Here is a 25,821-nt window from a genome sequence, read left to right on the forward strand (position 1 = left end):
TCAATCACCCAAGACATTTAACAGCTCTTCTAAAGTGACCTTACCCTCATAGAGCGCTTTTCCCACTATAGCTCCAGAGAATCCAATCTCTCTAAGCTTTATCACATCACTTACGCTTGAAACTCCTCCAGCATAAATGAATTCCTCATTGTTCCAAAAGCGCTCTATGCTTCCTATCCCAGTTAAAGTACCATCTCTTTCGATTGCCGTGTAAATAAACCTTTTAACGTAGTTTCTAAGCATTTCGTAGGCTCCCTCAACACGTATTGAGCTCTCCTCAAGCCAGCCCTTCACTGCTATCTTTCCGCCCCTGGCATCTAAGCTAACAGTAATTCCTTCAAAATCTTGTGTTACCCTTTCTAAAAACTTCAAGTCAAAGGCTTTCGTGCCAATTATGATGTTTTCGACGCCGATTTCATAAGCCCTTGCTATGCTCTCATAGTCTCTGAAGCCACCTCCAAGCTGAATCCTCAGTCCTGTTTCCTCTATTATTCGCTCAACAACATCAAGATTTTGAGGCTTTCCGCTAAAAGCCCCATCCAAGTCCACTATGTGGATTTTGTCAAAGTATTCGGCGAAGCCCTTAGCTATTTCCACTGGATCACCGTAAACTTTCACTTTATCCTTTCTTCCCTTGTAGAGGCGAACGGCTTTTCCGTTCATTAAATCTATAGCGGGATAAATCTTCATCTCACAACCTCCTGAAGTTCGCTAAGAGCTTTAACCCAACTCTGCTCGATTTTTCTGGGTGGAACTGAACCGCGTAGACGTTGTCTCTGCATACTGCAGAGGTAAAAATCACTTCGTTGCCCTTCGACTGATAGTCTGTAACCCCTGCGACTATGCTCTTGTCTTGGGGATCTGCGTAGTAGGAGTGGACAAAGTAGAAATAAGCTCCATCCTTTATGCCTTCAAAGAGCTTGCATTCTTTCTTCTGCCACACCTGATTCCATCCGATGTGCGGTGTCCTAACGCCTCTAAAGCGCACAACTTTGCCTTCAAACACGCCAAGTCCTTTACTCCCTGGACTCTCTTCACTCTCTTCAAAGAGCAGCTGAAGCCCAAGGCATATGCCAAGGAAGAGTTTTCCGTCGTTTATGGCATCTATGATAACTCCCCTCAAAGGTTCAAGCTTCTCCATCACAGCTCCAAAGTTTCCAACGCCAGGCAAAACTATTTTCTCGGCTTTCTCTATTTCATAAGGATCGCTCGTAATGACTCCACCTAAAGCTTTTCTCACGTTGGCTAAGTTGCCGATCCCTAAATCAACTATTGCTATCACTACAACACCCCCTCAGCCCTTTGCTTCGCATGTTGGGACAAAGTCCCAACACGTCGGGAAGCTTTGCTTCCCACGAAGCGCTGGCGGAAATTTTTCACCTGCCAAGGGCTTGTCCTCACAGTTGGTGTTCCAATATGCCTTTTGAGTGCATTTTAGGGTGCTCTCTACGGAATTTCCCATTCACAGCACCCCCTTAGTGCTCTCCAACCGCTCACCCTCACTCAAAGCTTGTCTCAAAGCAATACCGAGTCCCTTAAATGTAGCCTCGACTATGTGATGTGCATTAACTCCAGCCAATTGCTTCACGTGGATTGTGGCATTTAATGTCCTTGCCAAAGCCCAGAGAAATTCCCTAACTAACGTAACCTCGAACCCTTCCTCGCTCTCCTTTATATCGAGCTCAAGGTTAAGGTATGGTCTTGAGATGTCAACGGCGACAAGGATTAACGCATCATCCATCGGCATTATTGCGCTCCCAAAGCGTGCTATTTTTTTGCCCTTGATCTTCTCCCTGAGCTCTTCGCCCATGGTAATGCCCAAATCCTCCCACAGGTGGTGCCTTAAGTCATAGCTCGCTTTAATGTTAATTTTCTCACGCATGTAAAAGAATAAAGCGGTAAGGAGGTGGTCAAATATCCTGTCCCCTGTTTCTATGCTTCCCTCAACACCGACCTCAACAATTATATCGGTCTCTTTCGTTTTGCGCCTCATTTTCTGACCTCCATTGACTTCTTGTGCATCTCCATTCCCTCTATCTCTGCCAGCCGAATTCCGAGATAGCGCTCGCTTAGGAATTCTCCTTTGCTTACGTAGGCTAAGCTTATTCTCTTCATGAAGTCCATGACTGTTAAAACCCCGCTGAACTTTGCAGCTCCCCCGGTTGGCAGAACGTGATTAACTCCAAGGAAATAATCAGCCGCCGGCACAGGTGTGTATTCGCCGAGATAAATCGCTCCGGCATTTTCAATTAAATCTACGAGCTTCAGCGGTTCCTTCGTGATTATCTCCAAGTGTTCTGGAGCTATCTCGTTAGCTTTTTCGGCACATTCCTCCAAGCTTTCACACACGACAACTTCAATTCCGTCCCTTCTGCAGTACTCCGCTAATTCCTTTGAAGTCGTTAAAAGCCAAGCTTTGCTGTCTTTTCCGTGCTCCAGCTGGGAAAGCAAATCGTATAAAACATACTCCTTATTCGCTGTCTCATCGGCTATAACGGCTATCTCTGATGGTCCAGCTAAGCTGTCAATTCCTACAACACCAAAGACCTGCCTCTTCGCTTCGTTCACGAACTTATTGCCTGGACCGAAGATTTTGTCTACTTTCTTCATTCCAATTCCGTAAGCCATTGCTCCAATCGCTTGAATCCCACCGAGCTTGTAGACCTCTTCGATGCCGAGAAGCTTTGCAACATACAGGATGTACGGATTGATTTTGCCGTTTTTAGGTGGTGTTGTAACCGCTATCTCTTTAACACCTGCTACTTTTGCTGGAACTCCCACCATCATGAGCGTCGAAGGCAGAGGTTTTCCTCCAGGGACGTAGATACCGATTCTCCTTATCGGCTTGTAGATTATACCATAAAGTGAAGCGTTCTTTATGTAGAGCTTATCGCTCTCAAGTTGTTTTTCGTGGTAAAGGCGGATTCTTTCTATGGTGCGCTTGATTATCTCTTTGTCCTTCTCTGGAATCTGCCTCTCTGCTTCTTCAAACTCCTTCTCACTAACAAGGAATTCCCCATCATAGCCGTCAAACTTCCTTGAGTATTCCTTTACAGCTTCAATACCCCTTTCCCTTATGTCTTTCAAAATTTGAGCCACATAGCTTTCTAACTCAAGATTCATCTTTGATAACCTCCTTAATTTTTAAAACAAGCTCGTTAATCTCCTTAAACTTCGTCTTCTGGGAGATTCTGTTCACCAAAAGCAAAGCCGAAACATCCATAATCTTCTCCACCTCAACTAACCCATTGGCTCTCAATGTGTTTCCTGTCTCGACAATGTCAACGATGGCATCTGCAATGCCAATTTTTGGGGCAAGCTCAATGCTTCCGTGAAGCTTTATCACCTCGACCTCAACCCCTCTTTTCTCAAAGAACTTCCTTGTAAGGTTTGGGTATTTGGTGGCTATTCTAAAACCATCCATCTCTTCAACGCTGACTGCATTTTCCTTGGGCATCGCCAAGCTTAAGCGGCACTTTCCAAAAGGCAACTCAAGAGGAACGAGGACGTCACTTTCCCTTTCCTCAACAACATCGCTTCCAGCTATCCCAACATCAACACCATACTCGACGTAAACCGGGACATCAAAAGCCCTTGCAAGGAGAAGCTCATACCTGCCGTTTTTCACAATCAGTTCTCTGTTCTCTGGCGGTTTAAGTTCAATCCCGGCTTTTTGCAGAATTTCAAGGGAACCCTTGAATAGCCGTCCTTTTGGGAGAACAAACCTCATTCTTCCACCTCCACCGGAATACCGAGTTTCACGAGTTCCCTCGCAAGTTTGTATGCTTCTTTCATCTCCCCTCTGATTCTCTTTCTGCTCTTCTCTATTTTCCCATCAAAGAGCTTTGAGAGGGCATTTAAGTCGAATGCAAATCCAAAAGCGCTGACTCCCTTGAAAGTGTATTCCCCTCCGCCTCCGAGCGGCTTTCCAACTCTTGGAGAGTAGACCTCAAAGATTATGTCGCTATAGTAAGGAAGGGGTCTTATTGTGCCGAAATCTATAAAGACTCTCTCATCGTCGACTGCCTCAATAATTTTGTTAAGCTTTTCATATTCACAGCTCTTTCCTCTGAAATTAAAGAGCTGCCAGAGCTCTTCTTTCTTCTCCTCATTTATAGGCAGTCTTTCGATGATTTCAAAGTTTCTTCGTGTTAATGCCCTGAAAATTTCTGCTTTGAATTCTTCAATTCCCTTAATTGCTTCCTCCCAAACCTTTAAGCTGCCGACATCGATGTAGAAGTCCTCGATACCGAGCGCTTCCAAGGAAGTTATAACAGTTAAAAGAACCTCGACCTGCATTTTAATGTCATCTCCTCCGATGAACTCAACTCCAGCCTGCCAATCTCCTTTAATCCCACCGTTCAGCACTTCGCTGATGTAGTAGACCTTAAGTCTCCTTGGCTCTTTGAGGTTTGCAAGGATCTGGGATGTTAGGTCGGGCTTTATTACATAGAATTCATTGTTGTAGGCAAATTTTGTCCCTTTCCTAAGCTGCTCACTGAACTCCTCTATTGTCGGCAAGAATATCTCCCTATAGCCCCAAAGCTCGAATGTTCGTCTTAAATACTTTGTAATATCCGCTAACCTCTCTGATTCGGAAAATAAATCCTTCTTCAAAATAATCCCTCCAAGAACTTTTCAATAAAAATATCCCCTGCTAAATAGTGTCCAACTAAGCTAAGTACTTCAGAACAGTCAATGATGATGGCAGTAGCTCACCAGAAGAGCGATGGAAAATCCAACCTCTCCCCCAAGGCTTATGCTTCTTTCGCTGTTTACTCTCCACTCTCTCATTTTAAACACCTCAACATCCAATGTTCCGTACCATATATAAGTTTAACCTATGAAAGTTTGCCAATATGACAAAGATTTGCGAAAAATATTAGGTCTAAAGGGAAGCCAGCTCAAAGATAAGCTCAGCTTTGGAACAGTATTTTTTCAATCTTTCTTTAACTTCTGCATGCTTTCCAAGAACGGGCCAGAGAATTGAATCTATGTGAAGAGGTGGAATATTGACCTCTTTTGCAATCCTTGACCAGAAGCTTGTGGGTAGCTCGTTCGTAAATCTATTTGTATAGGCATTTATTCTCACATCATCTGGAATTTCAATTTCCATTGGATAGGGAATGAACTCCCTAAATGCTATCCTGCCCGCATACCCAAACATCTTCACAGCAAAGACTATTGTTTTGGCATTTCGTTTGGAATTCAGCACTTTTGCAAGGTCGTTCCTTAGAGATGTCATTGAATAGTAGTAATTTTTGAGGTCTTTAAGTTTAAGCTCAGCCAAGAAAGGCTCAAGCTTTTCAAGCCTTTTAATTTTTGCAGCTGTCAGCCTTCTGTTAGTTTTTGACTCTGCTAAAAACCTTGAATAAGCATTGACAATCCCTATTTCTGGGGGATTCAATGAAAAATGCTCTGCAAATTCCCACCACCACTCTTCTCCAGTGGCTGTCAGCTGATAACTGACTATTGCATTGGCAATTACGAGCTTTATGAATAGCTCATCGTTTTTGAGATTTTTGTGAAGATACTCCAGAGCTGAAAACTGCAGATCAACTTTCTCCTCGATAGTTCTGGCACATTCTATGCCCAACTCTTTAAGGATTTCCTTTAATCTCTCGATTTTTGGCTTGTTCTCCTTGTGTTTGACTGTGATGAAGCGGTCGAGGGTCATATTTATCCCTTCGCTACGCTGTTTATCAGCCTCAGCAGATAGGCATTTTCCATCACAATTTCTGCTCCTTTGTTCCTTGGAGTTCCGAGCTCTACCTTGGCTTTAATACCGTGATCCTTCAGAAAGTCGTGTAGCTTTGCCTTCAGCATAGAGTATTCGCTCTTCTGTATTAGCCCATAAACAGCTGGACCCCACGAGCTCTGCCCGTATCCATAAGTGTTCTCTTTCAAAAACTCCATGATTAGCTTGACATCTTCCCTGAATTCGCCTCCCTGATAATCCTCAAAATGCTTTCCAACCAGCCTTTGAATTTCACTCAAATGCTTTCCGAAAGTCTTAATGTCCCTTTCTTTTAGAGCTGGCAGAAGTCCAAGCAGAATTCTGTGGCTTATTTCCGTTGCAATTTCAGATTTGCCTCTAATGCTTGCCATTATAGGCTTTTCCTCCTCTTCGTTAAATCCTCTCTTAACTTGAGGAATCACCAAAAGAAAAGCCCAGTTCTCGGGGAACTCCTCTCTAAAAATCAGAGGTGGTATTCCTTCCTTAACTCCCCCATCAATAACAAAGCCGCCGTATTTGAAGGTGTAAATCCCGGCGCCGCTGTTCTTTCCTCTTTCAAAAATTTCAGCCAGCTCTTCAATTTCAGCATTTATGTTGTTCAGCTTTGCTATTCCTACACCAACAGCTAAAGATAGCTGAGTTGTTGATCCTAAGCCAATATGCCTTGGGATTGCCTTTCTGACTTCAACAAGATAGTTGAAGCCCGTGCTAAAATGTTTGTTCATCCTTCCAATGATGAATTTAATTGTTTCCCTGTCTTCTCCTTCAGCCCTAATTTCAAGTTTTTCATGGGGCATGAGCTTTATCTCGTAGCCTTCTTCAAGAGCAACACCTAAGCTTCCAAATCTCCTTCCCAAAGAACCAGAAGGATCAATTAGACCCAAATGCAGTCTCTTTGGGGTTTTGATTATCATGAGCACCACCATATTGGATTCGAGAGCTGCCTTTTTAATTCATTTGCCATTGCATGACAAAAATGATTTAACAATGAAAGTCAAAATGCAGTTTGGTGAGTGGCTGTGCCGTTTATTGACGTAGATGGGATTAAGATCCATTTCTATGACTCTGGAAAGGCTGTGGGGGAGAATTTGCCGGCTCTCCTATTTCTTCATGGCTCTCCGGGTCAGATTAGCAACTGGAAACATATTCTACCGTGCTTTGAAGGGAGTTATAGAGTTGTTGCAGTGGATTTGAGAGGGTATGGAAAATCGGATAAGCCATCAAATGTTGCACTTGAGGACTACATCAGGGATATTGATGCAGTAAGATCAGAACTTGGACTTGAAAACATTGTTCTAATTGGACACAGCTTTGGGGCGATGATAGCAATCGAATATGCTGCTCGGAGGCATGTTAATGGGATTGTGTTGATAGGTCCAGTTGCGTATTTAAAAACAGATGCTATTGACAAGATTATAATGCATTTGCCTCCTGCAATTTGGAAACCGATTCTCTTCAAAAGCAATCCCCTCACAAGACGGATGTATAGGAAGATGTTTTTCAGTCCATCAACGCCAGATGAAGTATTCTTAGAGTTCATGAAGGACAATAAAGACTACATAGAATCCTTGCCCCCACAAAGCTTCAGATATTTAATTCATCTTGCAGGATATAATGCCAAACCTTCTGCAGAGAAAGTAAACGTTCCTACTTTGATAATAGTTGGAGAAGATGATGTTGTTACACCGCCCGAACATGCAAAGCTGATACATAAGTGGGTTGAAAATTCAAAGCTTGTAATTATACCAAAAGCTGGGCATTTGGTACTCTATGAAAAGCCTGAAGAAATATGCAGGCTGATTAAGGAGTTTATCAAAGGGGCAGATTAGGGAGGTTAACGGAAATGAAGTTTGCTGGTGTTAATCTTGAGGAACCGAAAATTATGGGAGTTATCAACGTTTCCCCGGAAAGCTTTTACAAGGGAAGTGTCAAGCAGAGTGAGGACGAGCTGATTAGAACAGCTTTAAAAATGATTGAGAATGGAGCCTCTTTTATTGATATTGGGGCAAAATCTACAGCTCCTTATTTAGAAACCCAAATTCCAGTTGAAGAGGAAATCAGAAGGGCAGTCTGGGCGATCTCAACACTAAGGGATCATGTTAATGTTCCAATCAGCATAGATACAACAAATGCAAAGGTTGCTGAGGAAGCAATAAAAGCTGGAGCAGATATCATCAACGACGTTTCTGGACTTAAAGGGGACCCAGAAATGGTTAAAGTTGCAAAGGAATATGGTGTTCCCGTGATAATCTGCGCCCATGGAGAAGTTAGGGACTTCATGGAGCCTGTTCACACCGTAATCAGCTTCCTCCAAGAGAGTCTCCGGATTGCATACAAAAACGGAATTGAGAAAGAGAACATTGCAATCGACCCAGCAATTGGCTTCTTGAGACCAAATTATCCTCCCTGGTATGAGTGGGATTCAAAGATCATAGCAAATTTAAACATGCTCAAGATGTTTGGGCTTCCGATTTTGGTGGGTGTTTCCAGAAAGTCCTTTATCGGTGCAATAACGGGAAGAAAAGACCCGGGTGAAAGGCTGCCAGGCTCACTGGCAGCAACGGCAATAGCTGTTTGGAATGGGGCGAATATCATAAGAACCCATGATGTTAAAGAAACATTTGATGCAGTTAGGCTTGCATGGTTTATTAGGAGGTTCCGGGCATGAACATTTGTTATAATTTGACCTCTTCAATTTCAAATCTTTCTGTTTTTGGATAAATTTTGACGTAGAATGCCGTTCCGTTTTCAACTTCTTCGAATGGGATGTATGAATAATGTTCGAAAGTTGATGAGACCACTGCAAAGACATCAGCACCTTCAAAATATAGCAATCTGCCATAGTAGTAGTTCAAAGTGTCTGAAGCATATACATCGGTCATATATGCAGTTATAAACGCTCGAATTTCCTTTTTATTGTTCATGAGGAGTGTTACTGTGTTCATAAGAGATTTTGCTGTTAATTTAATTTCTTTGAATCTGTTCAGCAGATGTTCTTTTTCAATTCCTTCTAAAAAGCGGCAGAGGTAAGCTCCCATTACATAGCTGTCTGAAGCCCCTTTTAATTCTTCGGGATTAAGATCTCCCATCTCTATCAGCTGCTTTTTGTTTAAATCTCCGTTATGTAGCGTCCAGAATATAAAGCCCCTTCTCGTTGAAAAGCCAAAGGGCTGAACGTTAAACAGATTTTTCTCCCCCTGACTTGCGGCTCTTGTATGAGCCATAAATATTACGAAGCCATCCAGTTTTTCCATTGCTTCTTTAACCTTTTTCTTGTCCTCAAAAATTGCACTCTCACTGCGATAGTGCTCGATGTAACCATCTTTCAACAAGAGATAGCCCCAGCCATCTTTGTGCTGGCTTCCCTTTTTGCGGGCGAGTTTGTAAGGGTCATGTTCTGAAGATTTAAGCAGAGCCTCAAGAAGAGGTCTTACCCTTTTTCCATCACCTGTAGCGAACAGTATTCTGCACATTAAGACCACCAAAGGTTTTTAGCTTTTCATAGTATAAAAATTTGGGGATCGAGAATGATACTTAGAAAGTTGAAGAAGGAAGCACTTCGAATGATTGACGAAGACTTCACGATCGTAGATTTTTCATTTGCTCTCCCGTACACTTATGTTGTTATCGAAGGGAAGAGGGGAAAATCTTTAGGAGTTGCAATGACGCTTCCAGAAGAGATTCAAATGTATTCAAATGAAATCGGAGATGTGAATGTTGAGGAATTAATTGAAAAAGTGGACAGCTTAAACATAATTGAGCGTACTTTGGCAATAGCGACGATAAATGCAGTCTCCCAATATTACATAGATTTAAGCAGAGCCAAAAATGAAGATGCCGTAGAGCTCTTAGATGACAGCATTGGAAAAATTGCAGTAATTGGCAATATGCATCCCATAGTGAAGACGCTAAAAGAGAGGGGTTTTGATTTGTATGTATTTGAAAGAAACCTCAAGCTTTGGGACAGGGAAACCCTAAGCGATTCTTTGGAATACTGGCTTCTTCCAGAGATGGATGCAATTATTGTAAGCGGATCTGCATTGGTAAATGCTACTTTGGACATGATCCTTGAAAGATCTAAGAAAGCCAAACTGATTGTTTTAACCGGTCCAACAGCTCAACTTTTGCCTGAGCTTCTCAAAGGTTCCGGTGTGACTCATTTGGCATCAATGAAAGTTCTAAACATAGAAAAGGCACTTATCAGGCTTAAATTAGGCTCATTCAGGGGCTTTGAACAAGAAAATAAAAAGTACATCATTGAGGTGCCGGGGGATGGATAAGATAGAAAAGGCAATACTCGACGTTCTCAAAAAAGTAAATGAACACAGGAAATTGTATGAAAGAAATGAGGAAGCAGTAAAACAACATTTAATTGGTGGGATATTCCAAGCCCTTGGCTGGGAGTGGGACAATCCCAAGGAGGTGCGCCCAGAGGAGAGAACTGAGGAAGGGAGAGCAGATTATGCATTAATCACTGGTGATAGAGTGGTTGCGTTTATTGAGGCTAAGAATCTTAGTATAAATGTCCTCAAAAAGGAAAAACCACTGAGACAGCTTGGGAGATACTGCTTCAATAATGGGGTTAAATATGGTATTCTGACGAATGGAGTGGCATGGGTGGTTATTAAAGCATTTGAGGAAGGTTCTCGCCTTGAGGACAGGGTTATTTTAAGCGTGGACATAGAAAATGAGCCAATTGAGAGAACAACCCTCAAACTAAGTCTATTATCAAAAAGTAGAATAGAAAAACTCGAAAGATTTGCAACCCTCCTAAGAGCCTTAGAATTCAGCTTTGATGAGCTTAAGCGGGAAGGTATCAGCGAGAGAAAGCTAATAGAGTTTTTAACTGCTTCAAAGAAGAGATTACTCACTTTGGAGAAGTTAAGAGGAGATGAGCTTCCGAGAGCTCTCTACCTCTATGATGATGGATGGAAGATCGTTCCTCTCGTAGAGAGAAGTATTAAGGGAGTTTTGTTGTCTCTTCTTCTCTACCTTAGTGAGAGAAGTGAAGGGGAAGAAAAAGCTCAGATTAAAAAGGCTTATGCATATCTCAAGGAAATGCCAATTGATACTCAAAAAATTCTAAGGCTTCTGCATGAAATAGAAAAAGAGAAAGGAATCAGGATAGGGATTGAAATTTAACCGTTGTTTTTCCATGGAACCTCGGTTTTGATTTTCCAGATGCCCAAAAGCTTTCTTGAGCCCCAGGTTGCCTGAATTTCAAAAGCAACGATCATGTCTTCATATACGTCAATCAAATTGAATGAGTTTCCAAATGGATCTCTATGCAGCTCCCAGCTTATTGAGCCGGCATTGATTACCGGTGTTCTCTCAATTCTGACTCCAAATGCATTACCGCCGTGTCCTGTCATTACAAGTTCTGTCCTTTCCTCAGTGAGTATTTTTAGGACATTTCCAGCATCTTCAAGGAATCCAAGCTCCCTGCTTCTTGGGATTGGTATGATATTGTGATGCATTACAACTGCCGTGAACTTTTCTTTATGCTCTTCAAGAAGGGATTTCAAAAGCCTTTGACCCATCCTGCCAACTACCCCTATGGGCGTCTCGTATTGTGCTGTCAGCAGGGGGATGAAAACAAAATCTCCAAACTCTTTAATCTCAGGCTCCCCAAAGTACTCCTTGAATAAGTCATAACCAAGGTATGTTATGTCATTGTGTCCAGGAACGATCATTTTTTCAGCTTTAATCTTCTCGTAGTACTCTGCTGCCATTTCGTAGTATCTCTCAATCCCAACATCAACAATGTCGCCGCAGTGTATGACCAGATCAGGTTTGTATTTTTCGTTTATTGCCCTTATTGCATTTTCAAGAACGCGTTTTCTGAAATAAATCCTGTCAGAAACGTTGCTTTCGCTCATCTGAATTATCCTCAAAAGATGCTTTCCTTTTGGAATGAAAATCTTTGGCTTCACGGATTTGTAGCTCTTTTTCAGTTCATCCCCGGTAACTCTCCTTATCGTCACATCTATTCTCCCATCTCCATTTAGTTTGATGATATTGTAGCTGTTCACGTCACCTTTCCTTGTCTTTCTGCATGATGTACAGCCGGCATTTACAACGACCAAATCCTCAATATTGTAAACATTTGGAACATGCTTGTGTCCGCAGAGATACAGATTAACCTCATGCCTCAAGAGCAGATCCAGAACGTCGCCCGCATTGTACAGAACATTCCTCTCCCTTCCTGTGTCTGGAAGAGGGACAAGGTGGTGGTGAGCAGCGACGATTTTAAATTTTTTGTGCGAATACTCTTCAAGCTTTTCTTTCAGCCAACGGAACTTATACCCCCCAACTCTTCCATCGCTTAAATCGGGTATCGTTGAATCTATCCAGATTATCACAAGATTGTCTCGTTCATAAACCCCGTATAGCGGACCAATGTATTTCTCAAACAGCTCATATCCAACATTTCTGGCGTCGTGATTTCCGGGGAGCACAATTAGAGGCTTTCTAATTTTCCTGATTAGATAGCTGGCATGCTCGTACTCTTCTTTAAGACCTTGGTTCGTTACATCTCCGGTATGAATTACTAAGTCAAAATCACCCCGATTTACCTCGTTCACTATCAGATCATAGGCATAGGACTTGAAAGCTGGGTCTTGGGTTATATGGGTGTCGCTTATATGTGCTATCCTAACCATTAGCATCACTCCACTGAGATTGATGTTTCAAGCTTCCTCCTTGTTGCTTCAAGCAGATCGCTCAGTGTGAAAATACCTACTATTTTTCCTTCTTCCTCAATTAAGATGTGCTTAATTCTATGATATGCCATTGTCTTGAGAACTTCTCTCACTGGGGTGTTCGCATCCGTAGTTATCAATTCCCGGGTCATTATTTCCTTTACTGGAGTCGTGTATGGCAAGCCAGGTACAATAACCCTTCTTATGATGTCCGATTTTGTGAAGAAACCAACAACCCTGTCATTCTCAATAACAACTAAAGATCCTATGTCAAACTTCACCATAATCTTGCAGGCTTCCTGGATGGTGTCATCAGGGTTTACCCCAATGAGTTTTCTCGTCATGTAAACTTTAATTGGTGCATTTCTTTCCATAACTATCACCACATCTTAAATGGAATTGAGTATCCATCCTTAAAATAAACTTTGCTTCATATTTCGGCAAATATATAAGGACACCATATTGACGCACCTGAACTAAAATTGAATAATGGATATCACTCCCAAATTTCAATGCCCCGCTCCTTCAATCGCTCCAAGACTTCTTCCATGAGACGCTCCATTATTGCGTTCACCGTTTTTTCAAGCTCTACATTCTCGATAATTGGTATCCTATGCTCCTTAGCTTTTTCAATTAAAAACTCCTGAATTTCCATTATCTCATCGAGGTTTTTTAGATAGTATTCGGCAGGTCTGAGGCTGTATCTGGTTCTCTCATAAAATCGCGCTTTGAGGGATTCCTTGTCCTTGACTACTATCAGATACATGAAGCTCCTGTCGTTGAGCTTAATGTAGCCTGGAACAAGATGAATACCCTCAATTATTGTGTTAAAGCCCTCGGTGTATGAACGCTCTATTACAGCATTTACCCCAACGGCTACATGCCTAACTTGTGTTTCAAAACCATATATTAGAGGGGATATTCCCTTGGGGAAGTTTTCTATTTCCTTCCACGCCAGGAAGGATGATGTATGAATTGCCGGAATTAACTCCTTTGCTATTATCTTCCTCATGACTTCTCTAACGGTGTCGGTACCGATTATTGTTCTCATACCCAATCTAAAAGCTAACTCAGTTGAAATCGTTGATTTCCCAACACCAGTTGTTCCGCCGATAAGAATTATCATGGGAAACTTCAGCTTTTTAAGCCGACGCCAGAAAAGATAGCGTTTTGCCTCTTCTTTTAAGCCGTGTTCCACCAGCTTCTCATATGTGATCTCTCGAATGTCATCTTTTGTAACCTTCTTTTTTCTCATCTCCATAAAGTGTTTCATGACCTCGGTTGCTATTGAGTATGCTATTCCGACCTCTACCCCTGCTGAGGTTATTGATCTCGTTAGTATTCCTCTGGAAAAGGGAAGCTCCGTTTTTCTTTCTTTGTCAATGACTATTATCATCTTCTCCCCTCCAGTAGCTCTTTTCCGAGCTTAAGCACGGCTTCTCTCAGGTTTTTGCCATCAACATTCACGGGCTCGTTATCAAGATAGACAATCTTTTTTCCTTCTTTGAGAACTTCTCTCGTCACGACATCAACTGCTGCAGCTTTAAGCTCAACCAAAACTATGTCATAGTTCCTAAATGTTTTTAGATCCCTTCTAAGCTTAGATCTGTTGGCAAGGTTTGGGCTTATTCCGACGATTTCTATTCCATACTGTTCCTCGATGTAGTTAGCTGCTCTTTTTACAGCTTTTCTTGGTGCTGTCATAATAAGAACAGCCCTCCCCTCTGCTTTTCCAAGAAGCTTTGGCTTAAATGCCGTGATATGAACATCTGCATCTGGATTTATCTTTTTTATTGCTTTCTCTACAGCATTAATTTTTCTTTTACTAACCATGTCTGCCATTGTGACAACGACTAAATCCGCCAGGCCAACCCTAAAAGGTCCAAAGTATCCTCTAATGAAGGAGAGCTTTTGTGTAGCACCAACAACAGTTATGTACTTATCTGCTCTAAACGCTGGAAAAGTAGCACCACTTCCCTCCAAGATTACCAAATCCCCTTCAAGCTTCTCAGCTATTTTAATCCCCTCTTCAACAATATCAAAGAATGAAAACCCTGCCATCCCTCCACCGCATCTCCTGCACCCAACTGTTGTAACTCTCGCAGTTAGGGCATCTTCAAAATGATCTGAAGCAGCATGCTTTCCTTTTTCAGCCATTTTAAGCAAAAACTCTGGCGTAATTTCAAATTTATCTCCATAAATGATCTCCGGCGTCTCTGGACCTCCCCTCCCCATTGTTACAATTATTGGCTTTGCAACCTCTTTTAGAGTTCTTGCCACAAATCCACTCACAGCAGTTTTTCCAACTCTTTTGCCAGTCCCTATTATGGCTATACTCGGTTTTTTAGTTTTTTTCATTTCTTTAGGTCTGAATTCAAAATCAGCTCCCCTGTATGTAATACCATGCTTCATGAGAAGGGAGGCTATTCTGAAACGGTCCTCACAATTTAGAATTGGCTCATCACTTAGGTCAACAACCTCTCTGACTTGATTCTCCACTATAGCCCTTTCAAGCGCCTTCAGGTAATCTGCATCATGATAGAGGGGAACCTCTATTTTTCTCTCCAGATCTTCAAGCCTTCCAATTTTCTCACTCCCACCCAAAAACACAGCACAGCACACATTTCCAATCCTTTTTATTGCCCACCTGATTACATCTGGATAATGCTCTCCATCAATTAAGACAAGTCTCATGAGAACCACCTAAAACTACCTCTGCTTTATAGTGTTTTAAGTTTGTGGTTTTTAGTTGATTAAACATAAGTGTTTACTTCATCAAATTTGTTTACCCGAAATGTTTAAATTACTCAAGGCTGGGTATCTTATGGTGGTACTATGAGAAGGCTGTTGGTTTTAATCACACTTGGAGTTCTGATTATAGGGATTGTTATTACAAGTGGTTGCATAGGTGAAAATGCTGGAACACGTGAAAAAGCCTCTCCATCAGCAACACAAACAGAGCTCAAAAAAGCAACTTTAAAGATTTTCCATGCTGGTTCTCTAAGTGAGCCACTTAAAGACGTCAGCGAAGCTTTCAAGGAATATGCTAAGGAAAATCTTGGCTATGACGTGGAAATCCAGGCAGAGGCAAGCGGAAGCGTCATGGCAGTTAGGAAAGTTACGGATCTGCACAAAACAGCTGATATAGTGGCCGTTGCTGATTATACCCTGATACCTCAGCTCTTAGTTCCAAATTACACTGATTTTTACGTCCTCTTCGCCACAAATGAAATTGTCATTGCGTTCACAGACAAGAGTAAATATGCTGATGAAATCAACTCAGACAACTGGTACGAAATCTTGGCAAGACCTGATGTTAAGTTTGGCTTCAGCGATCCCAACCAAGACCCCTGCGGATACAGAAGTGTAATGGTCATGAAATTAGCTGATCTCTATTACGGAAAGCCGATATTTGAGACACTTGTTGAGAAGAACACAAACATCTACGCAGAAGGGAATCATGTAATTGCTCCCAAGGAAATACAGGTTAAGAATGATAAAGTTGTCATAAGACCAAAGGAGACTGATCTGACAGGTTTAGTTGAGTCCGGTTCTCTTGACTATTACTTCATCTACAAGAGCGTTGCAATGCAACACCACCTTAAGTTCATTGAGTTGCCAAAGGAGATAAGTCTAAAGGATTTCACTTTGGCTGACCATTATGGACAAGTCAGCATAACCTTGGGCTCAACAGGAAAGACCATTAAAGCGAAGCCAATTGTCTATGGTGTCACTGTTCTCAAAGATGCCCCAAATAGAGAACTTGCTCTTCAATACCTCCGCTTCATGCTGAGCGGGAAGGGCAAAGAGATCTTTGCAAAGAATTATCAAGATTTTATATGGCCACCGGTAGCATTTGGAAATGTTCCTAATGAGATCAAGGATGAGGTGAAGATTGAAGGCTAACCTTTTTATTTTTCCTTTTCAGAGGTGAAGATATGAAGCGCGACTATGTAACAGCATTCTTTGCTCTGATTGGGACGTTCCTTGTGCTGTATATCCTCCTGCCATTATTGGTTATCATAAGCAAACAGCTCTTCGACTGGGAGATGCTTGTAAAAGCGCTCCACGATGAGCTCGTTTTGGATTCTCTTAAAAACTCTCTCCTAACATCAACAGCTACAATGATAATTTCCCTTTTCTTCGGTGTCCCCCTCGGCTATGTCCTTGCGAGAAAAGATTTCAGAGGCAAAAGCTTTGTTCAAGCTGTTGTTGATGTTCCGATTGTAATTCCCCACTCTGTTGTTGGTATTATGCTCCTCGTAACTTTTTCAAACAGGATTCTCGACAGCTATTTGGGGATAATTATGGTAATGCTCTTTGTTTCTGCACCGTTTACGATAAATGCTGCTCGTGATGGATTTTTGGCTGTTGATGAAAAGCTCGAGCATGTAGCAAGAACTTTAGGGGCATCAAAGCTTAAAGCATTCTTTACAGTTAGCTTGCCTTTGGCTTTGCCTTCAATCTTCAGCGGAGCTATAATGACATGGGCGAGGGCAATAAGCGAGGTTGGAGCTATCTTAATTGTCGCTTACTATCCAAAAACAGCCCAAGTTTTAGTCATGGAATACTTCAACAACTATGGACTGAGGGCTTCAAGGCCAATTTCTGTGATTCTAATACTGCTGAGCTTAGGCATATTCGTTATTTTGAGGTGGCTCGTAGGGAGGGCGAGAAATGCTTAGGGTCGAAAACGTGAGCAAGGATTGGAAAGAGTTTAAGCTCAGGAACATAAGCTTCGAAGTCAATAAAGGAGAGTATTTTATAATTCTGGGCCCAAGTGGTGCTGGAAAAACTCTTCTTCTTGAAGTTATCGCTGGAATTTTCATCCCAGATTCTGGGAGGATTTTCATGAACGATGAAGACATAACTTTCTTACCTCCAGAAAAGAGGGATCTTGCATATATTCCTCAAAATTATGCACTCTTCCCCCATATGAGAGTTTATGATAATATCGCTTACGGATTAAAGCTGAGAAAAATTCCCAAGATGGAGATCGAGAGAAAGGTTAAAGAAATTGCAGAAATTCTTGGAATCTCTAATCTCTTGCATAGGAATCCAAAAACGCTGAGTGGCGGTGAGGCTCAGAGAGTTGCCATTGCAAGAGCTTTGGTTTTGGAGCCAAAGCTCCTTCTCTTGGATGAGCCTTTTGCAAATCTTGATGTCCAAACAAGGGCTAAGCTCATTCAAGAGATGAAGCGCTGGCGTAGGGAGCTCAACTTTACAGCCCTCCATGTGACCCACTCTTTTGAGGAAGCTGTGAGCTTAGGAGACAGAGTTGGAGTAATGCTTAACGGGAAGTTAATTCAGACAGGAGGAGTCAGGGATGTATTTGGAAAACCAAAGAATGAAGAAGTTGCGAGGTTTCTTGGCTTTGAAAATATAATTGAAGGGATTGCAGAAGGTAGAATTCTGAAAGCAAATGGTATTTTAATTGAACTGCCAACAGAGGCTAAAGGGAAGGTTAGAATTGGTATAAGACCGGAGGAAATCATAATTTCCAACGAACCAATAAGAACTTCCGCAAGGAATGAGTTTAAGGCTAAAGTTTTGGCAATTGAAGACTTGGGCTCACTGATTAGATTAACTCTTGATATTGGCGGAATTGAGCTTAAAGCCTTTATAACTCGCTCCTCTCTGATTGAGATGGGAATTAAGGAAGGAAAAGAAGTTTATGCAAGCTTTAAAGCAACGGCAATTCACGTGTTCTAATGCATCCATGTGTCTATTGGTGCGTTTATTTGATATTTGATGAGCCTAATTTTACATATAGCAAGATTTTAAAGGTGAATCTTCGTTCATGAATCTGGTGATGCTAAAATGAAGAAGCTGAGCTTGGCAGAGGCGAGTGCAATCTTAATCGGGACTCAGATTGGAGCGGGAGTTTTGGGTTTGCCTTATGCCCTAAAAGATATCGGATTTTTGGGAATTATCATCGTTATTGCAACGGGATTGTTAACATTGCTCACAGCGCTGTTTGTTCTCGAGTTAGCCGCTCACAGCGACGGAACTCTCTCTAAGATTGCTGAGGCTTATTTGGGAAAAATTGGCGGATATCTTATGTTTTTGAGCATCTCTGTGCTAAGCTATGGAGCTTTGATCGCTTACATAGCTGGAAGTGGGGACATCCTCTCTTCTCTCCTCGGTATTAATGAGAAAGCTGGCGCTCTGATATTCTGGTTTGTAATGAGCTTGATAGTCTTTCTTGGTTTAAAAGCTTCGGGTGAAGCGGAGCTTCTGCTGAACTTCCTTTTATTAGGCACTCTAACCCTTGCGGTAGCACTTGTTATGCCCAATGCTGATGTCTCAAACTTAACGAAGATCGATTATTCAGCTATAACAAAAGGTATTGGTGTTGCTGTATTTGCCTATGTAAGTCATATGGTTGTTCCAGAAATGCTGAAAGGTCTGGAAGATGTTAGAAAGACCACAAAAGCTGTTCTTATTGGATATCTTGTCCCTATGGTGTTCTACGCTTTCTTCGTGCTTGCATTTGTTGGCACTTTTGGATCAAAAACTCCAGAATTGGCAACTTCAGCCCTTGAGCAACTCTATGGTAGATTGGGCAACATTTTGGGCTTAATTCTTCCTTTGGCAGCAATAAGCACAAGCTACATTGGAATTGGTTTGGCACAGATGGACAACATGAAAGAGATATTTAGCATTAAAAGGTCTCATGCATGGCTTTTAACCGTGATTCCACCGCTGCTTGTGTACTTTGCTGGGCTAAACAGCTTTGTCAACGCTCTCTGGATGGCTGGAACCTTTGGTGGCTTACTCTATGCGGGCATTCTGCCGACAGTGATGTATGTAAAAGCAAAAAAGATTCATAGAAAGCTGCATCTTCCAATTCCCCATAGTTTTGTTTACCTTTCAGGACTGGTGTTCTTTTTGGTGTTCATTTACTCGATTTTGTCTGTGTAATGTTTTTTACCATTTAACGTTCCACAATATCTGGCATCCAGTGGGTGCTAAAAAGAATTAAGTAATAGAAAATCAAAAAAATCAGGGAGTTCTCTGGATTTTCTGCTTTGTGTAGCAGGACATCCAAATTCGACCAAACTTGCACAGTAAAGTTTGCTTCACTTCAAAATTCCCAAGCTCTTGTTCGTCTTCTTTATGCTTTCCCACTTATCAGCTAATTCAAAAATTGCTCTGATTGCGTCAATGTTCTCTGGTACAACGTCGCTCTCCTGATGAACTGCCTGAATGTAGAACAGCCTGTTGCCCTTAACGTTTATGCTCTCCTTCCAGACGGCTATTTCGTAGAGGTTGTTCCACTCTCTGTGCAAATCCCTTGCAAACTCTATTAGCTGTGCTGTGCTGTCAAATCCTTTCTCTTTCTCAAAGAGCAGAACCCTCGTGGTGTTCTCAAAGATATCGATTACATCTTCCCTGGTGATTGGCTTCTTCAGCTCAACCATTATTGAGTGGACGTGCATTATTGTAGTTGGTACAACAAAAGCTGTCGTCTCAATGTTTATTGGGATAACTGTTTGAACATCTGGCCCGTGATGGGATGGAACTTCAACGGTTGGCTTTATTGCATTGATTGGGCCTCTCTTAATGTCATTTGGATCAGCGGCTCTCCTAATCATCACAGCGTAAACGTAGTCAATGTACTCTTGAATCGCGCTTAGAGTCCTTGTTAATCCGGTTGTGTTGCATGAGACAACCCTAACGTAGCTCTTTCCGAGGGCTTTCTCATAATTTGCCTGAGCAACGAAGGAAACCTCTGCAACATCAGCCTTTTCTCCACCTTGAAACACTGCTTTAACTCCGTACTTTTCATAAATCGTCTTATTCTTTGCCCCCATTCCCCCCGGAGTCGCATCAACGATAACATCAACTTTTTGAAGCAAGTCTTCTAAAGTTCCGGCAACTTCAAAGCCGGCTTTTTCAAACCTTGGCAAAAATTCCTCTGATGCCGCATATACTGGAATGCCGAGCTCCTTTGCCCTGTAAGCTTCGAAGTCCGGCTTTGTCTTTGTTACACCTATAAGTGTCATATCATCTTGCTTTGTGATAGCGTAAGCTACTCTTTTCCCTATTGTCCCGTAACCATTAATTCCCACCTTAACTTTCACAGAAACCACCTCCAGAGATTATTTTAACAAGTTGATACTTAAACGTTGCTTTCACTGGAAGTGTTATGAAAAACCGTTTGATATGTGGAACGAACGTTTTATTTAACGAACGATAGTTTTATATATCAAACGATTTTTATTCTCAATCATGATTGCGGAGTTTAGAAAATTTGCAGGATTTAAGATCTTGGAATATTTTCTGCTGAACCCAACAAAAGAGATACATCTAAAAGAATTATCTAGAGAGTTAAATATCTCCCCCAGTACAGTGAAGCATTACTGTGATGTCTTTGTAAAGGACAACATCTTATCTTCCAGGAGAATTGGTAATCTGAAGATTTTTAAGCTGAACAACGAGAATTTTGCTGTTAGGGAAATTAAAAGGGCCTACATGATTTTAAAGCTTAAAGAGCTTGGAATTGAAAATTTATGTTCTTCCTGTCATTCTTTGGCAATATATGGAAGCACAGCTGCAGGGACATTTGATGAAAGAAGCGATATTGATATATTAATAATTGGGGATGAAAGCCTGGTTAATTACCCTGTCATTAAAAGAATTGAAAAAAATCTTGGAAAAGAGATTCAGCTAACCGTATTTCAGCCTCATGAATGGGAGATTATGAAAAGGAATAAAAATCCTCTTGCCAATGAAATTCTCAGGAATCATGTGCTCATTAAGGGGGTGCCCCTGTGAATTTAGAGGAATGCACTCGAAAAGGCTTTATACGGCAAGATTTCTCTGCTCAATACAGAGTTGAAAATTCTCTTGAAATTGCTCAAAGATTCCTGCATTCTGCGGTAAGAAATTTAGAAATAGAAGAGTATGAAATGGCCCAAATAGCGGCATATAATGCAACATTTCATGCTGCAAGAGCTTTATTGTTTGCTAAAGGCTACATAGAGAGAAGTCATCTTTGTTTGTCTGTTGCTATTAGGGAGCTCTATCCTGAACTTAGTGATATGATCAACACCTTTGACAGGTTGCGTATTTCAAGACATAATGTGCAGTATGGAGGGAAAAGAGTTTCTAAAGAGGAAGCCTTGTTTGCAATTTCTTTTGCTGAAGAGTTTTTAAAAGCTGTTGAAAGAACTTTGGAGGTGATTTGAATGTTCGCTGAAATCCTTACAATTGGTGATGAGCTCTTAACTGGGCACACCGTTGACAGCAACTCCGCTTACATTGCTCAGAGATTAACAGAGAAAGGTTACTGGGTGAGGAGAAAAACGACTGTAGGAGATGATGTTGAGGAGATAAAAACTGTAATCAGGGAGATACTCTCAAGAAAGCCTTCCGTACTGGTTATTTCTGGAGGATTAGGACCGACACATGACGATGTTACAATGCTTGCTGTGGCAGAGGCTTTAGGCAAAAAGCTCGTTTTAAGGGAAGACTGTCTGAAGAGAATTGAGGAATTTTACCGTGAGCTTTATGAGAAAGGCCTCATAGATGATCCAAAGCTAAATGAAGCGCGTAAAAAGATGGCTTACCTTCCTGAGGGCGCTGAGCCTTTAAAAAATACAGAAGGCGCTGCCCCGGGAGCGTACATCGAGCACGAAGGCGTTAAAATCTTTGTTCTACCTGGGATGCCGAGAGAAATGAAAGCTATGCTTGAGAACGAAGTTCTTCCAAAGCTTGGTAAAAGGAAGTTCATTCAGAGAAAGCTGCTGGCAGAAATTACGGATGAATCAAAGCTTGCTCCAATTTTGAATGAGACACTTGAGAAGTTTCCCGTGAGGATTCACTCCTCACCCAAGGGCTTTGGAAAATATATTGGCATAATTCTCTTTGGTGAGGATGAAGAGAGCATAGAAAAGGCTAAAAAGTTCATGGAGGAAAAAGGGATAAGGTTTGAGGAAGGCTGGTGATTTCATGCTTCCCCAAAAAGTCCAGGCAATCATAGAGGAAATGAAAGCTGAGCGAATTCGAGGGGCAAGCTACTTAGCCAAAAGAGGTGCCGAAGCTTACCTAAAGCTTGCTGAGGTTTTGACTGGAGAAGAGCTTTTTGAGGCTCTGAAGGAAATAGGAACTGAGATAATAGGTGTTAATCCAACCATGGCTTCTCTCTACAACTTGGTTCGTTTTATTCCTCTGACAAACAATCCAGAATTCGTTAGAGCAAAAGCCGAAGAGTTCATAAAGCTTAGTGAAGAAGCAAAAAGGGAAATCGGCAATATAGGAAGCGAGCTGATTGACGAAAACGAGATAATAATCACACACTCCTTTTCTTCAACAGTTTTTGAGATTTTAAAGGCAGCAAAGATGAAGGGTAAGCGCTTTAAGGTAATTCTTACGGAGAGTGCTCCGGATTATGAGGGCTTAGCTTTAGCTAAAGAGCTTGAGGCACTCAAGATTCCTTTTGAGGTTATCACAGATGCCCAGCTCGGGCTCTTTGCAAAGAAAGCAACTTTAGCGTTAGTTGGGGCTGACAACATAACCCGAGATGGCTGTGTGATAAACAAAGCTGGCACGTATCTTTTAGCATTGGCTTGTCATGATAGCGGCGTTCCTTTTTACGTTGCGGCTGAGAGCTTTAAGGTTCATCCGGAACTTAAGGCTGAGGAAGTTGAGATCGTGGAAAGAAAATTCAAGAGAAATCACTTTCTGATAAGGAACTATCTCTTTGATATAACACCTTGGAAATATGTGAGAGGGATTATTACAGAGCTTGGGATTTTGGTGCCGCCAAAAGAGGTTTAAAAAGAGAAAAATCACTCCAAAGCCTTTTTAATCAGTGCTCTAACGTGGATTTCAGCGGTATCGAGAACTTCAACACTAACATCTTCTGGTTTTATAGCCAATGGGAGCTCTGTGCATCCTAAGATAGCACCTTCGATTTCTCTTTTCTCTGCATACCTTTCAATCAGCTCAATGAGCCATAGCTTGCTGTTTAAGTTTTCAAACATAAGCTCTTCAAATATGATTCTGTTTATTTCCTCAATCTCATTTTCATTTGGCACTATGACCTCGAAGCCCTTCTCTTTGAGCGCTTCCTTGTAGAAAGGCATTGTCATTGTAGTTTTGGTTCCTAAAAGAAGAAGCTTTCTCAATCCTCTTCTTTTAGCTTCCTCAGCAACTGCATCTATTATGCTGACCATTTCAACGTTTACGGCTCTTTGAACATCAGGAAACACCATGTGAGGAGTGTTCGCTGCAATCCCAATCACTTCGGCTCCAGCCCGTTCTAAGGCTTTTGCTGCGTTTATCAGGATTCTTTTTCTCCCTTCCCAGCCATTGGGGTTGTCTTTGAACTCCTTGAAGTTGATGCTGTAAATGATCAGTTCCGGATAAAAATATGGCTCAAACTTTTCTCTTGAGATTCCAATAAACTTTTTATAGTAGTAGAGGGTTGATTCTGGACTCATTCCACCGATTATCTCTATCCTTTTCATACTTCCACCTCCAAGAAAAATTAGGAAAGTGAGTTTATGAGGCTTTTTAATGAAGACATCTTCACAAAAACTAAAGCATCTCAACAATTTTGTCCCAGATCTTTTCAGCCAATTCTCTCTTGTTCATCTTCGGAAGCTTTTCGACTTTATCCTTTGTAACCCAGTAAACCTCATTTTCTTCGCTGCCGAAGGCGATCTCACCTTTGTTGGCGATCACAACATCGCTTCTGGCTTTCTTAATCTGATTTCTTGCTTGAGCAATAAGCTCTTCCTCACTAACACCATATTCAGCCTTAAATCCAACCAAGAACACATCCGGCTGTATCTCCTTTACCCTCTGGATTATCTTTGGGGTTGGCACCAATTCCAAAATTAGTGTTTGTCCGCTCTTTATCTTCTTTTCAGCCTTTTCTTTTGGTTTGAAATCGCTAACAGCAGCAGCTAAGATCACGACATCATATTTTTTGCTCATCAGCTCATTTTCTATTGCATGTAGCATTTCTTCAACGGTCTCAACTTCAATTTGATTTCCTACAAAGCTTGACACGCTTCCTTTGGTTTTGATTAAAGTCACCTCAGCTCCTCTGAAGTCAGCCTCTTCTGCCAGAGCAACGCCCATTTTTCCAGAGCTTTTATTTGTGATGAACCTTATTGGGTCAATGTATTCCCTTGTAGCTCCTGCTGTTACTAAAACTCGCTTACCTTTCAAATCCTTCTTGTGGAGCTTTTTAATGACGCGGTAAACGATTTCGTCAATGCTGGCAACTTTTGCTTTGCCTTCCTCAAATTTTGGTCCTATAAACTCGACACCAAGCTTTTTGAGCTTCTCTATGTTCTCCTTTACTATTGGATGTTCATACATGCTTGAATGCATAGCAGGAGCTATCATTATCGGGGTATGGGCAAAAGCTGTTGTCACAACGGTTGTGACTGGGGTATCATCAATCCCGCATGCTATCTTTGAAATTGTGTTTGCAGTTGCTGGACACACTAAGACCAAATCCGCTTTGTTCTCATGCTCACCACAGAGCTCAACATGCTCTATAAATCCGGTAATCTCAGTAACTACGGGATTTCCAGTTGCAAACTCCATTGCATAGGGATGAATTATTTTCTGGGCGCTTTCGCTCATAACAGCATGGACCTCTGCTCCATGCCTTATCAGCTCTCTCGCCAGCTTTACACACTCAACTGCTGCTATGCTCCCAGGAATTGCGAGAACAATTTTCTTACCAACAAGCTTCCTGCTTTTGGTCGCATAAATCAGCTTAACGTGATGAAGCATTTTTATCACCTCCAAATAATTCTCCACCTAATCCTTAAAGCTTTTAGGACGTGTATTTTATTCGGCATGATTGACATAAATTTGTAAAAAATATCCAAGAAAATCTTAAATTTTAACTGAAATATTTAAATGTGGTGATTGAACGAAAAGCGTGATCTGTCCTTATTGCGGACAAGTGATGCTTTAAATAAAGCAGGAGCTCCGGAGCTTAAATTCTCCGCATGCAAAGTTTATAAAGTCTGACTCTCCCTGACTGCATCGTCTTCAAACTTTCTTACCTCTTCCTCTGTACCTACCCAAACCACTATCACCGGTTCAACTGTTATCATGCCGTCCTTTATCATTGGTTTTATTTTGCAGATTGCCTCCTCTATTTTGTACCCCCTATCAACAGCTTCTATTACTATGGGCAAATCGGTTGACAGTCTCAGCACGTCGGCAGAATGCATTTTGCTTTTCTTGCCAAATCCCAGAATCCCCCTGTATACAGTTGCTCCAGCAATTCCCATCTCTCTTAACCTCTCCACTATCGCTTTGTAGAGGGGTTTACCTTTGTAAGAGTCATTTTCCCCGATATATATTTTCAATCTAAGCGTGTTCCAGTGCTCCACCTCGACCAAC

29 protein-coding genes are annotated in these 25,821 nt (G+C 41.7%); 12 read left to right on the forward strand and 17 right to left on the reverse strand.

Annotated elements, in window-relative coordinates:
* From hisA to VFC49_RS00310, 8 genes are all read right to left on the reverse strand, one after another.
* Nucleotides 1-690 carry a 1-(5-phosphoribosyl)-5-((5-phosphoribosylamino)methylideneamino)imidazole-4-carboxamide isomerase gene (gene hisA, locus VFC49_RS00275; protein WP_324735674.1) on the reverse strand — a complete coding sequence of 230 codons (690 nt, stop codon included), beginning with the start codon at nt 688-690 and terminating at the stop codon, nt 1-3.
* A gap of 1 nt (nt 691) precedes the next feature.
* Complete coding sequence (gene hisH / locus VFC49_RS00280) at nt 692-1,282, reverse strand: imidazole glycerol phosphate synthase subunit HisH (protein WP_324735675.1); 591 nt, start codon at nt 1,280-1,282, stop codon at nt 692-694.
* Nucleotides 1,283-1,462: 180 nt separating this feature from the next.
* Nucleotides 1,463-1,993 carry an imidazoleglycerol-phosphate dehydratase HisB gene (hisB, locus tag VFC49_RS00285; protein WP_324735676.1) on the reverse strand — a complete coding sequence of 177 codons (531 nt, stop codon included), beginning with the start codon at nt 1,991-1,993 and terminating at the stop codon, nt 1,463-1,465.
* Nucleotides 1,990-3,123 (reverse strand): histidinol dehydrogenase, encoded by a 1,134-nt coding sequence (gene hisD, locus VFC49_RS00290; protein WP_324735677.1) that lies wholly within the window; start codon nt 3,121-3,123, stop codon nt 1,990-1,992. The genes hisB and hisD overlap by 4 nt, the downstream gene beginning before the upstream one ends.
* Entirely contained in the window at nt 3,113-3,730 is a 618-nt protein-coding gene (gene hisG / locus VFC49_RS00295) for an ATP phosphoribosyltransferase (protein ID WP_324735678.1), read from the reverse strand. The genes hisD and hisG overlap by 11 nt, the downstream gene beginning before the upstream one ends.
* Nucleotides 3,727-4,617: an ATP phosphoribosyltransferase regulatory subunit gene (locus VFC49_RS00300; RefSeq protein ID WP_324735679.1), complete on the reverse strand. Its 891-nt coding sequence runs from the start codon at nt 4,615-4,617 to the stop codon at nt 3,727-3,729. Before VFC49_RS00300 ends, hisG begins: the two co-directional genes overlap by 4 nt.
* 271 nt (nt 4,618-4,888) lie before the next feature.
* Nucleotides 4,889-5,677 carry an N-glycosylase/DNA lyase gene (locus VFC49_RS00305; protein WP_324735680.1) on the reverse strand — a complete coding sequence of 263 codons (789 nt, stop codon included), beginning with the start codon at nt 5,675-5,677 and terminating at the stop codon, nt 4,889-4,891.
* A gap of 2 nt (nt 5,678-5,679) precedes the next feature.
* On the reverse strand, nt 5,680-6,651 hold the full coding sequence (locus VFC49_RS00310; RefSeq protein WP_324735681.1) for a beta-ribofuranosylaminobenzene 5'-phosphate synthase family protein: 972 nt from the start codon (nt 6,649-6,651) through the stop codon (nt 5,680-5,682).
* Nucleotides 6,652-6,756: 105 nt separating this feature from the next.
* Here VFC49_RS00310 and VFC49_RS00315 point away from each other — a divergent pair, with 105 nt between their 5' ends.
* Nucleotides 6,757-7,566, forward strand: coding sequence for an alpha/beta hydrolase (locus VFC49_RS00315; RefSeq protein ID WP_324735682.1), 810 nt, complete (start codon nt 6,757-6,759; stop codon nt 7,564-7,566).
* 14 nt (nt 7,567-7,580) lie between these two features.
* The gene (gene folP, locus VFC49_RS00320) at nt 7,581-8,405 is read left to right on the forward strand and encodes a dihydropteroate synthase (protein ID WP_324735683.1); all 825 of its coding nucleotides are present in this window, start codon (nt 7,581-7,583) and stop codon (nt 8,403-8,405) included.
* Between the two features lie 7 nt (nt 8,406-8,412).
* Here folP and VFC49_RS00325 read toward each other — a convergent pair whose 3' ends face one another.
* The gene (locus VFC49_RS00325; protein WP_324735684.1) at nt 8,413-9,210 is read right to left on the reverse strand and encodes a class II glutamine amidotransferase; all 798 of its coding nucleotides are present in this window, start codon (nt 9,208-9,210) and stop codon (nt 8,413-8,415) included.
* Nucleotides 9,211-9,264: 54 nt separating this feature from the next.
* Between VFC49_RS00325 and VFC49_RS00330 the strand changes: the two genes are divergently transcribed.
* Nucleotides 9,265-10,017 (forward strand): Rossmann-like domain-containing protein, encoded by a 753-nt coding sequence (locus tag VFC49_RS00330; RefSeq protein ID WP_324735685.1) that lies wholly within the window; start codon nt 9,265-9,267, stop codon nt 10,015-10,017.
* Complete coding sequence (locus VFC49_RS00335; protein WP_324735686.1) at nt 10,010-10,879, forward strand: type I restriction enzyme HsdR N-terminal domain-containing protein; 870 nt, start codon at nt 10,010-10,012, stop codon at nt 10,877-10,879. The genes VFC49_RS00330 and VFC49_RS00335 overlap by 8 nt, the downstream gene beginning before the upstream one ends.
* Here the strand turns inward: VFC49_RS00335 and VFC49_RS00340 are convergent.
* The 4 genes from VFC49_RS00340 to VFC49_RS00355 form a co-directional block, all read right to left on the reverse strand.
* Entirely contained in the window at nt 10,876-12,399 is a 1,524-nt protein-coding gene (locus tag VFC49_RS00340; protein WP_324735687.1) for a metallophosphoesterase, read from the reverse strand. The two genes, VFC49_RS00335 and VFC49_RS00340, sit on opposite strands and share 4 nt — an antisense overlap.
* Before the next feature lie 5 nt (nt 12,400-12,404).
* Entirely contained in the window at nt 12,405-12,812 is a 408-nt protein-coding gene (locus VFC49_RS00345; RefSeq protein WP_324735688.1) for a CBS domain-containing protein, read from the reverse strand.
* 122 nt (nt 12,813-12,934) lie between these two features.
* A complete protein-coding gene (locus tag VFC49_RS00350; protein ID WP_324735689.1) occupies nt 12,935-13,834 on the reverse strand; it encodes a 2-phosphoglycerate kinase in 900 nt (299 codons plus the stop codon).
* Nucleotides 13,831-15,132 (reverse strand): 2,3-diphosphoglycerate synthetase, encoded by a 1,302-nt coding sequence (locus VFC49_RS00355; protein ID WP_324735690.1) that lies wholly within the window; start codon nt 15,130-15,132, stop codon nt 13,831-13,833. The genes VFC49_RS00350 and VFC49_RS00355 overlap by 4 nt, the downstream gene beginning before the upstream one ends.
* 141 nt (nt 15,133-15,273) lie before the next feature.
* Here VFC49_RS00355 and wtpA point away from each other — a divergent pair, with 141 nt between their 5' ends.
* The 4 genes from wtpA (at nt 15,274) to VFC49_RS00375 (ending at nt 19,362) form a co-directional block, all read left to right on the forward strand.
* Nucleotides 15,274-16,344, forward strand: coding sequence for a tungstate ABC transporter substrate-binding protein WtpA (wtpA, locus tag VFC49_RS00360; protein WP_324735691.1), 1,071 nt, complete (start codon nt 15,274-15,276; stop codon nt 16,342-16,344).
* A gap of 32 nt (nt 16,345-16,376) precedes the next feature.
* Nucleotides 16,377-17,123 carry a tungstate ABC transporter permease WtpB gene (wtpB, locus tag VFC49_RS00365; protein WP_324735692.1) on the forward strand — a complete coding sequence of 249 codons (747 nt, stop codon included), beginning with the start codon at nt 16,377-16,379 and terminating at the stop codon, nt 17,121-17,123.
* Nucleotides 17,116-18,150, forward strand: a complete 1,035-nt coding sequence (wtpC, locus tag VFC49_RS00370) for a tungstate ABC transporter ATP-binding protein WtpC (RefSeq protein ID WP_324735693.1) — start codon at nt 17,116-17,118, stop codon at nt 18,148-18,150. The genes wtpB and wtpC overlap by 8 nt, the downstream gene beginning before the upstream one ends.
* Nucleotides 18,151-18,258: 108 nt before the next feature.
* Entirely contained in the window at nt 18,259-19,362 is a 1,104-nt protein-coding gene (locus VFC49_RS00375; protein WP_324735694.1) for an aromatic amino acid transport family protein, read from the forward strand.
* 158 nt (nt 19,363-19,520) lie between these two features.
* Here VFC49_RS00375 and VFC49_RS00380 read toward each other — a convergent pair whose 3' ends face one another.
* Entirely contained in the window at nt 19,521-20,525 is a 1,005-nt protein-coding gene (locus tag VFC49_RS00380; protein WP_324735695.1) for a phosphorylating glyceraldehyde-3-phosphate dehydrogenase, read from the reverse strand.
* A 148-nt stretch (nt 20,526-20,673) separates the two neighbouring features.
* Here VFC49_RS00380 and VFC49_RS00385 point away from each other — a divergent pair, with 148 nt between their 5' ends.
* From VFC49_RS00385 to VFC49_RS00400, 4 genes are read left to right on the forward strand one after another with little or no spacing between them, the layout of a single operon-like run.
* Nucleotides 20,674-21,219 carry a nucleotidyltransferase domain-containing protein gene (locus VFC49_RS00385; RefSeq protein ID WP_324735696.1) on the forward strand — a complete coding sequence of 182 codons (546 nt, stop codon included), beginning with the start codon at nt 20,674-20,676 and terminating at the stop codon, nt 21,217-21,219.
* Nucleotides 21,216-21,632, forward strand: a complete 417-nt coding sequence (locus VFC49_RS00390; RefSeq protein WP_324735697.1) for a HEPN domain-containing protein — start codon at nt 21,216-21,218, stop codon at nt 21,630-21,632. Before VFC49_RS00385 ends, VFC49_RS00390 begins: the two co-directional genes overlap by 4 nt.
* Nucleotides 21,633-22,391: a molybdopterin-binding protein gene (locus VFC49_RS00395; protein ID WP_324735698.1), complete on the forward strand. Its 759-nt coding sequence runs from the start codon at nt 21,633-21,635 to the stop codon at nt 22,389-22,391.
* A gap of 4 nt (nt 22,392-22,395) precedes the next feature.
* Complete coding sequence (locus VFC49_RS00400) at nt 22,396-23,223, forward strand: translation initiation factor IF-2B subunit alpha (RefSeq protein WP_324736774.1); 828 nt, start codon at nt 22,396-22,398, stop codon at nt 23,221-23,223.
* 11 nt (nt 23,224-23,234) lie between these two features.
* On the opposite strand, the gene VFC49_RS00405 is transcribed toward VFC49_RS00400, so the two are convergent.
* From VFC49_RS00405 to VFC49_RS00415, 3 genes are all read right to left on the reverse strand, one after another.
* On the reverse strand, nt 23,235-23,915 hold the full coding sequence (locus VFC49_RS00405) for an aspartate/glutamate racemase family protein (RefSeq protein ID WP_324735699.1): 681 nt from the start codon (nt 23,913-23,915) through the stop codon (nt 23,235-23,237).
* A 70-nt stretch (nt 23,916-23,985) separates the two neighbouring features.
* On the reverse strand, nt 23,986-25,200 hold the full coding sequence (coaBC, locus tag VFC49_RS00410; protein WP_324735700.1) for a bifunctional phosphopantothenoylcysteine decarboxylase/phosphopantothenate--cysteine ligase CoaBC: 1,215 nt from the start codon (nt 25,198-25,200) through the stop codon (nt 23,986-23,988).
* 230 nt (nt 25,201-25,430) lie between these two features.
* Nucleotides 25,431-25,820, reverse strand: a complete 390-nt coding sequence (locus tag VFC49_RS00415; RefSeq protein ID WP_324735701.1) for a DUF190 domain-containing protein — start codon at nt 25,818-25,820, stop codon at nt 25,431-25,433.
* Nucleotide 25,821: the final 1 nt, after the last annotated feature.

Source organism: Thermococcus sp. SY098, from assembly GCF_035621495.1.
GTDB lineage: Archaea > Methanobacteriota_B > Thermococci > Thermococcales > Thermococcaceae > Thermococcus_B.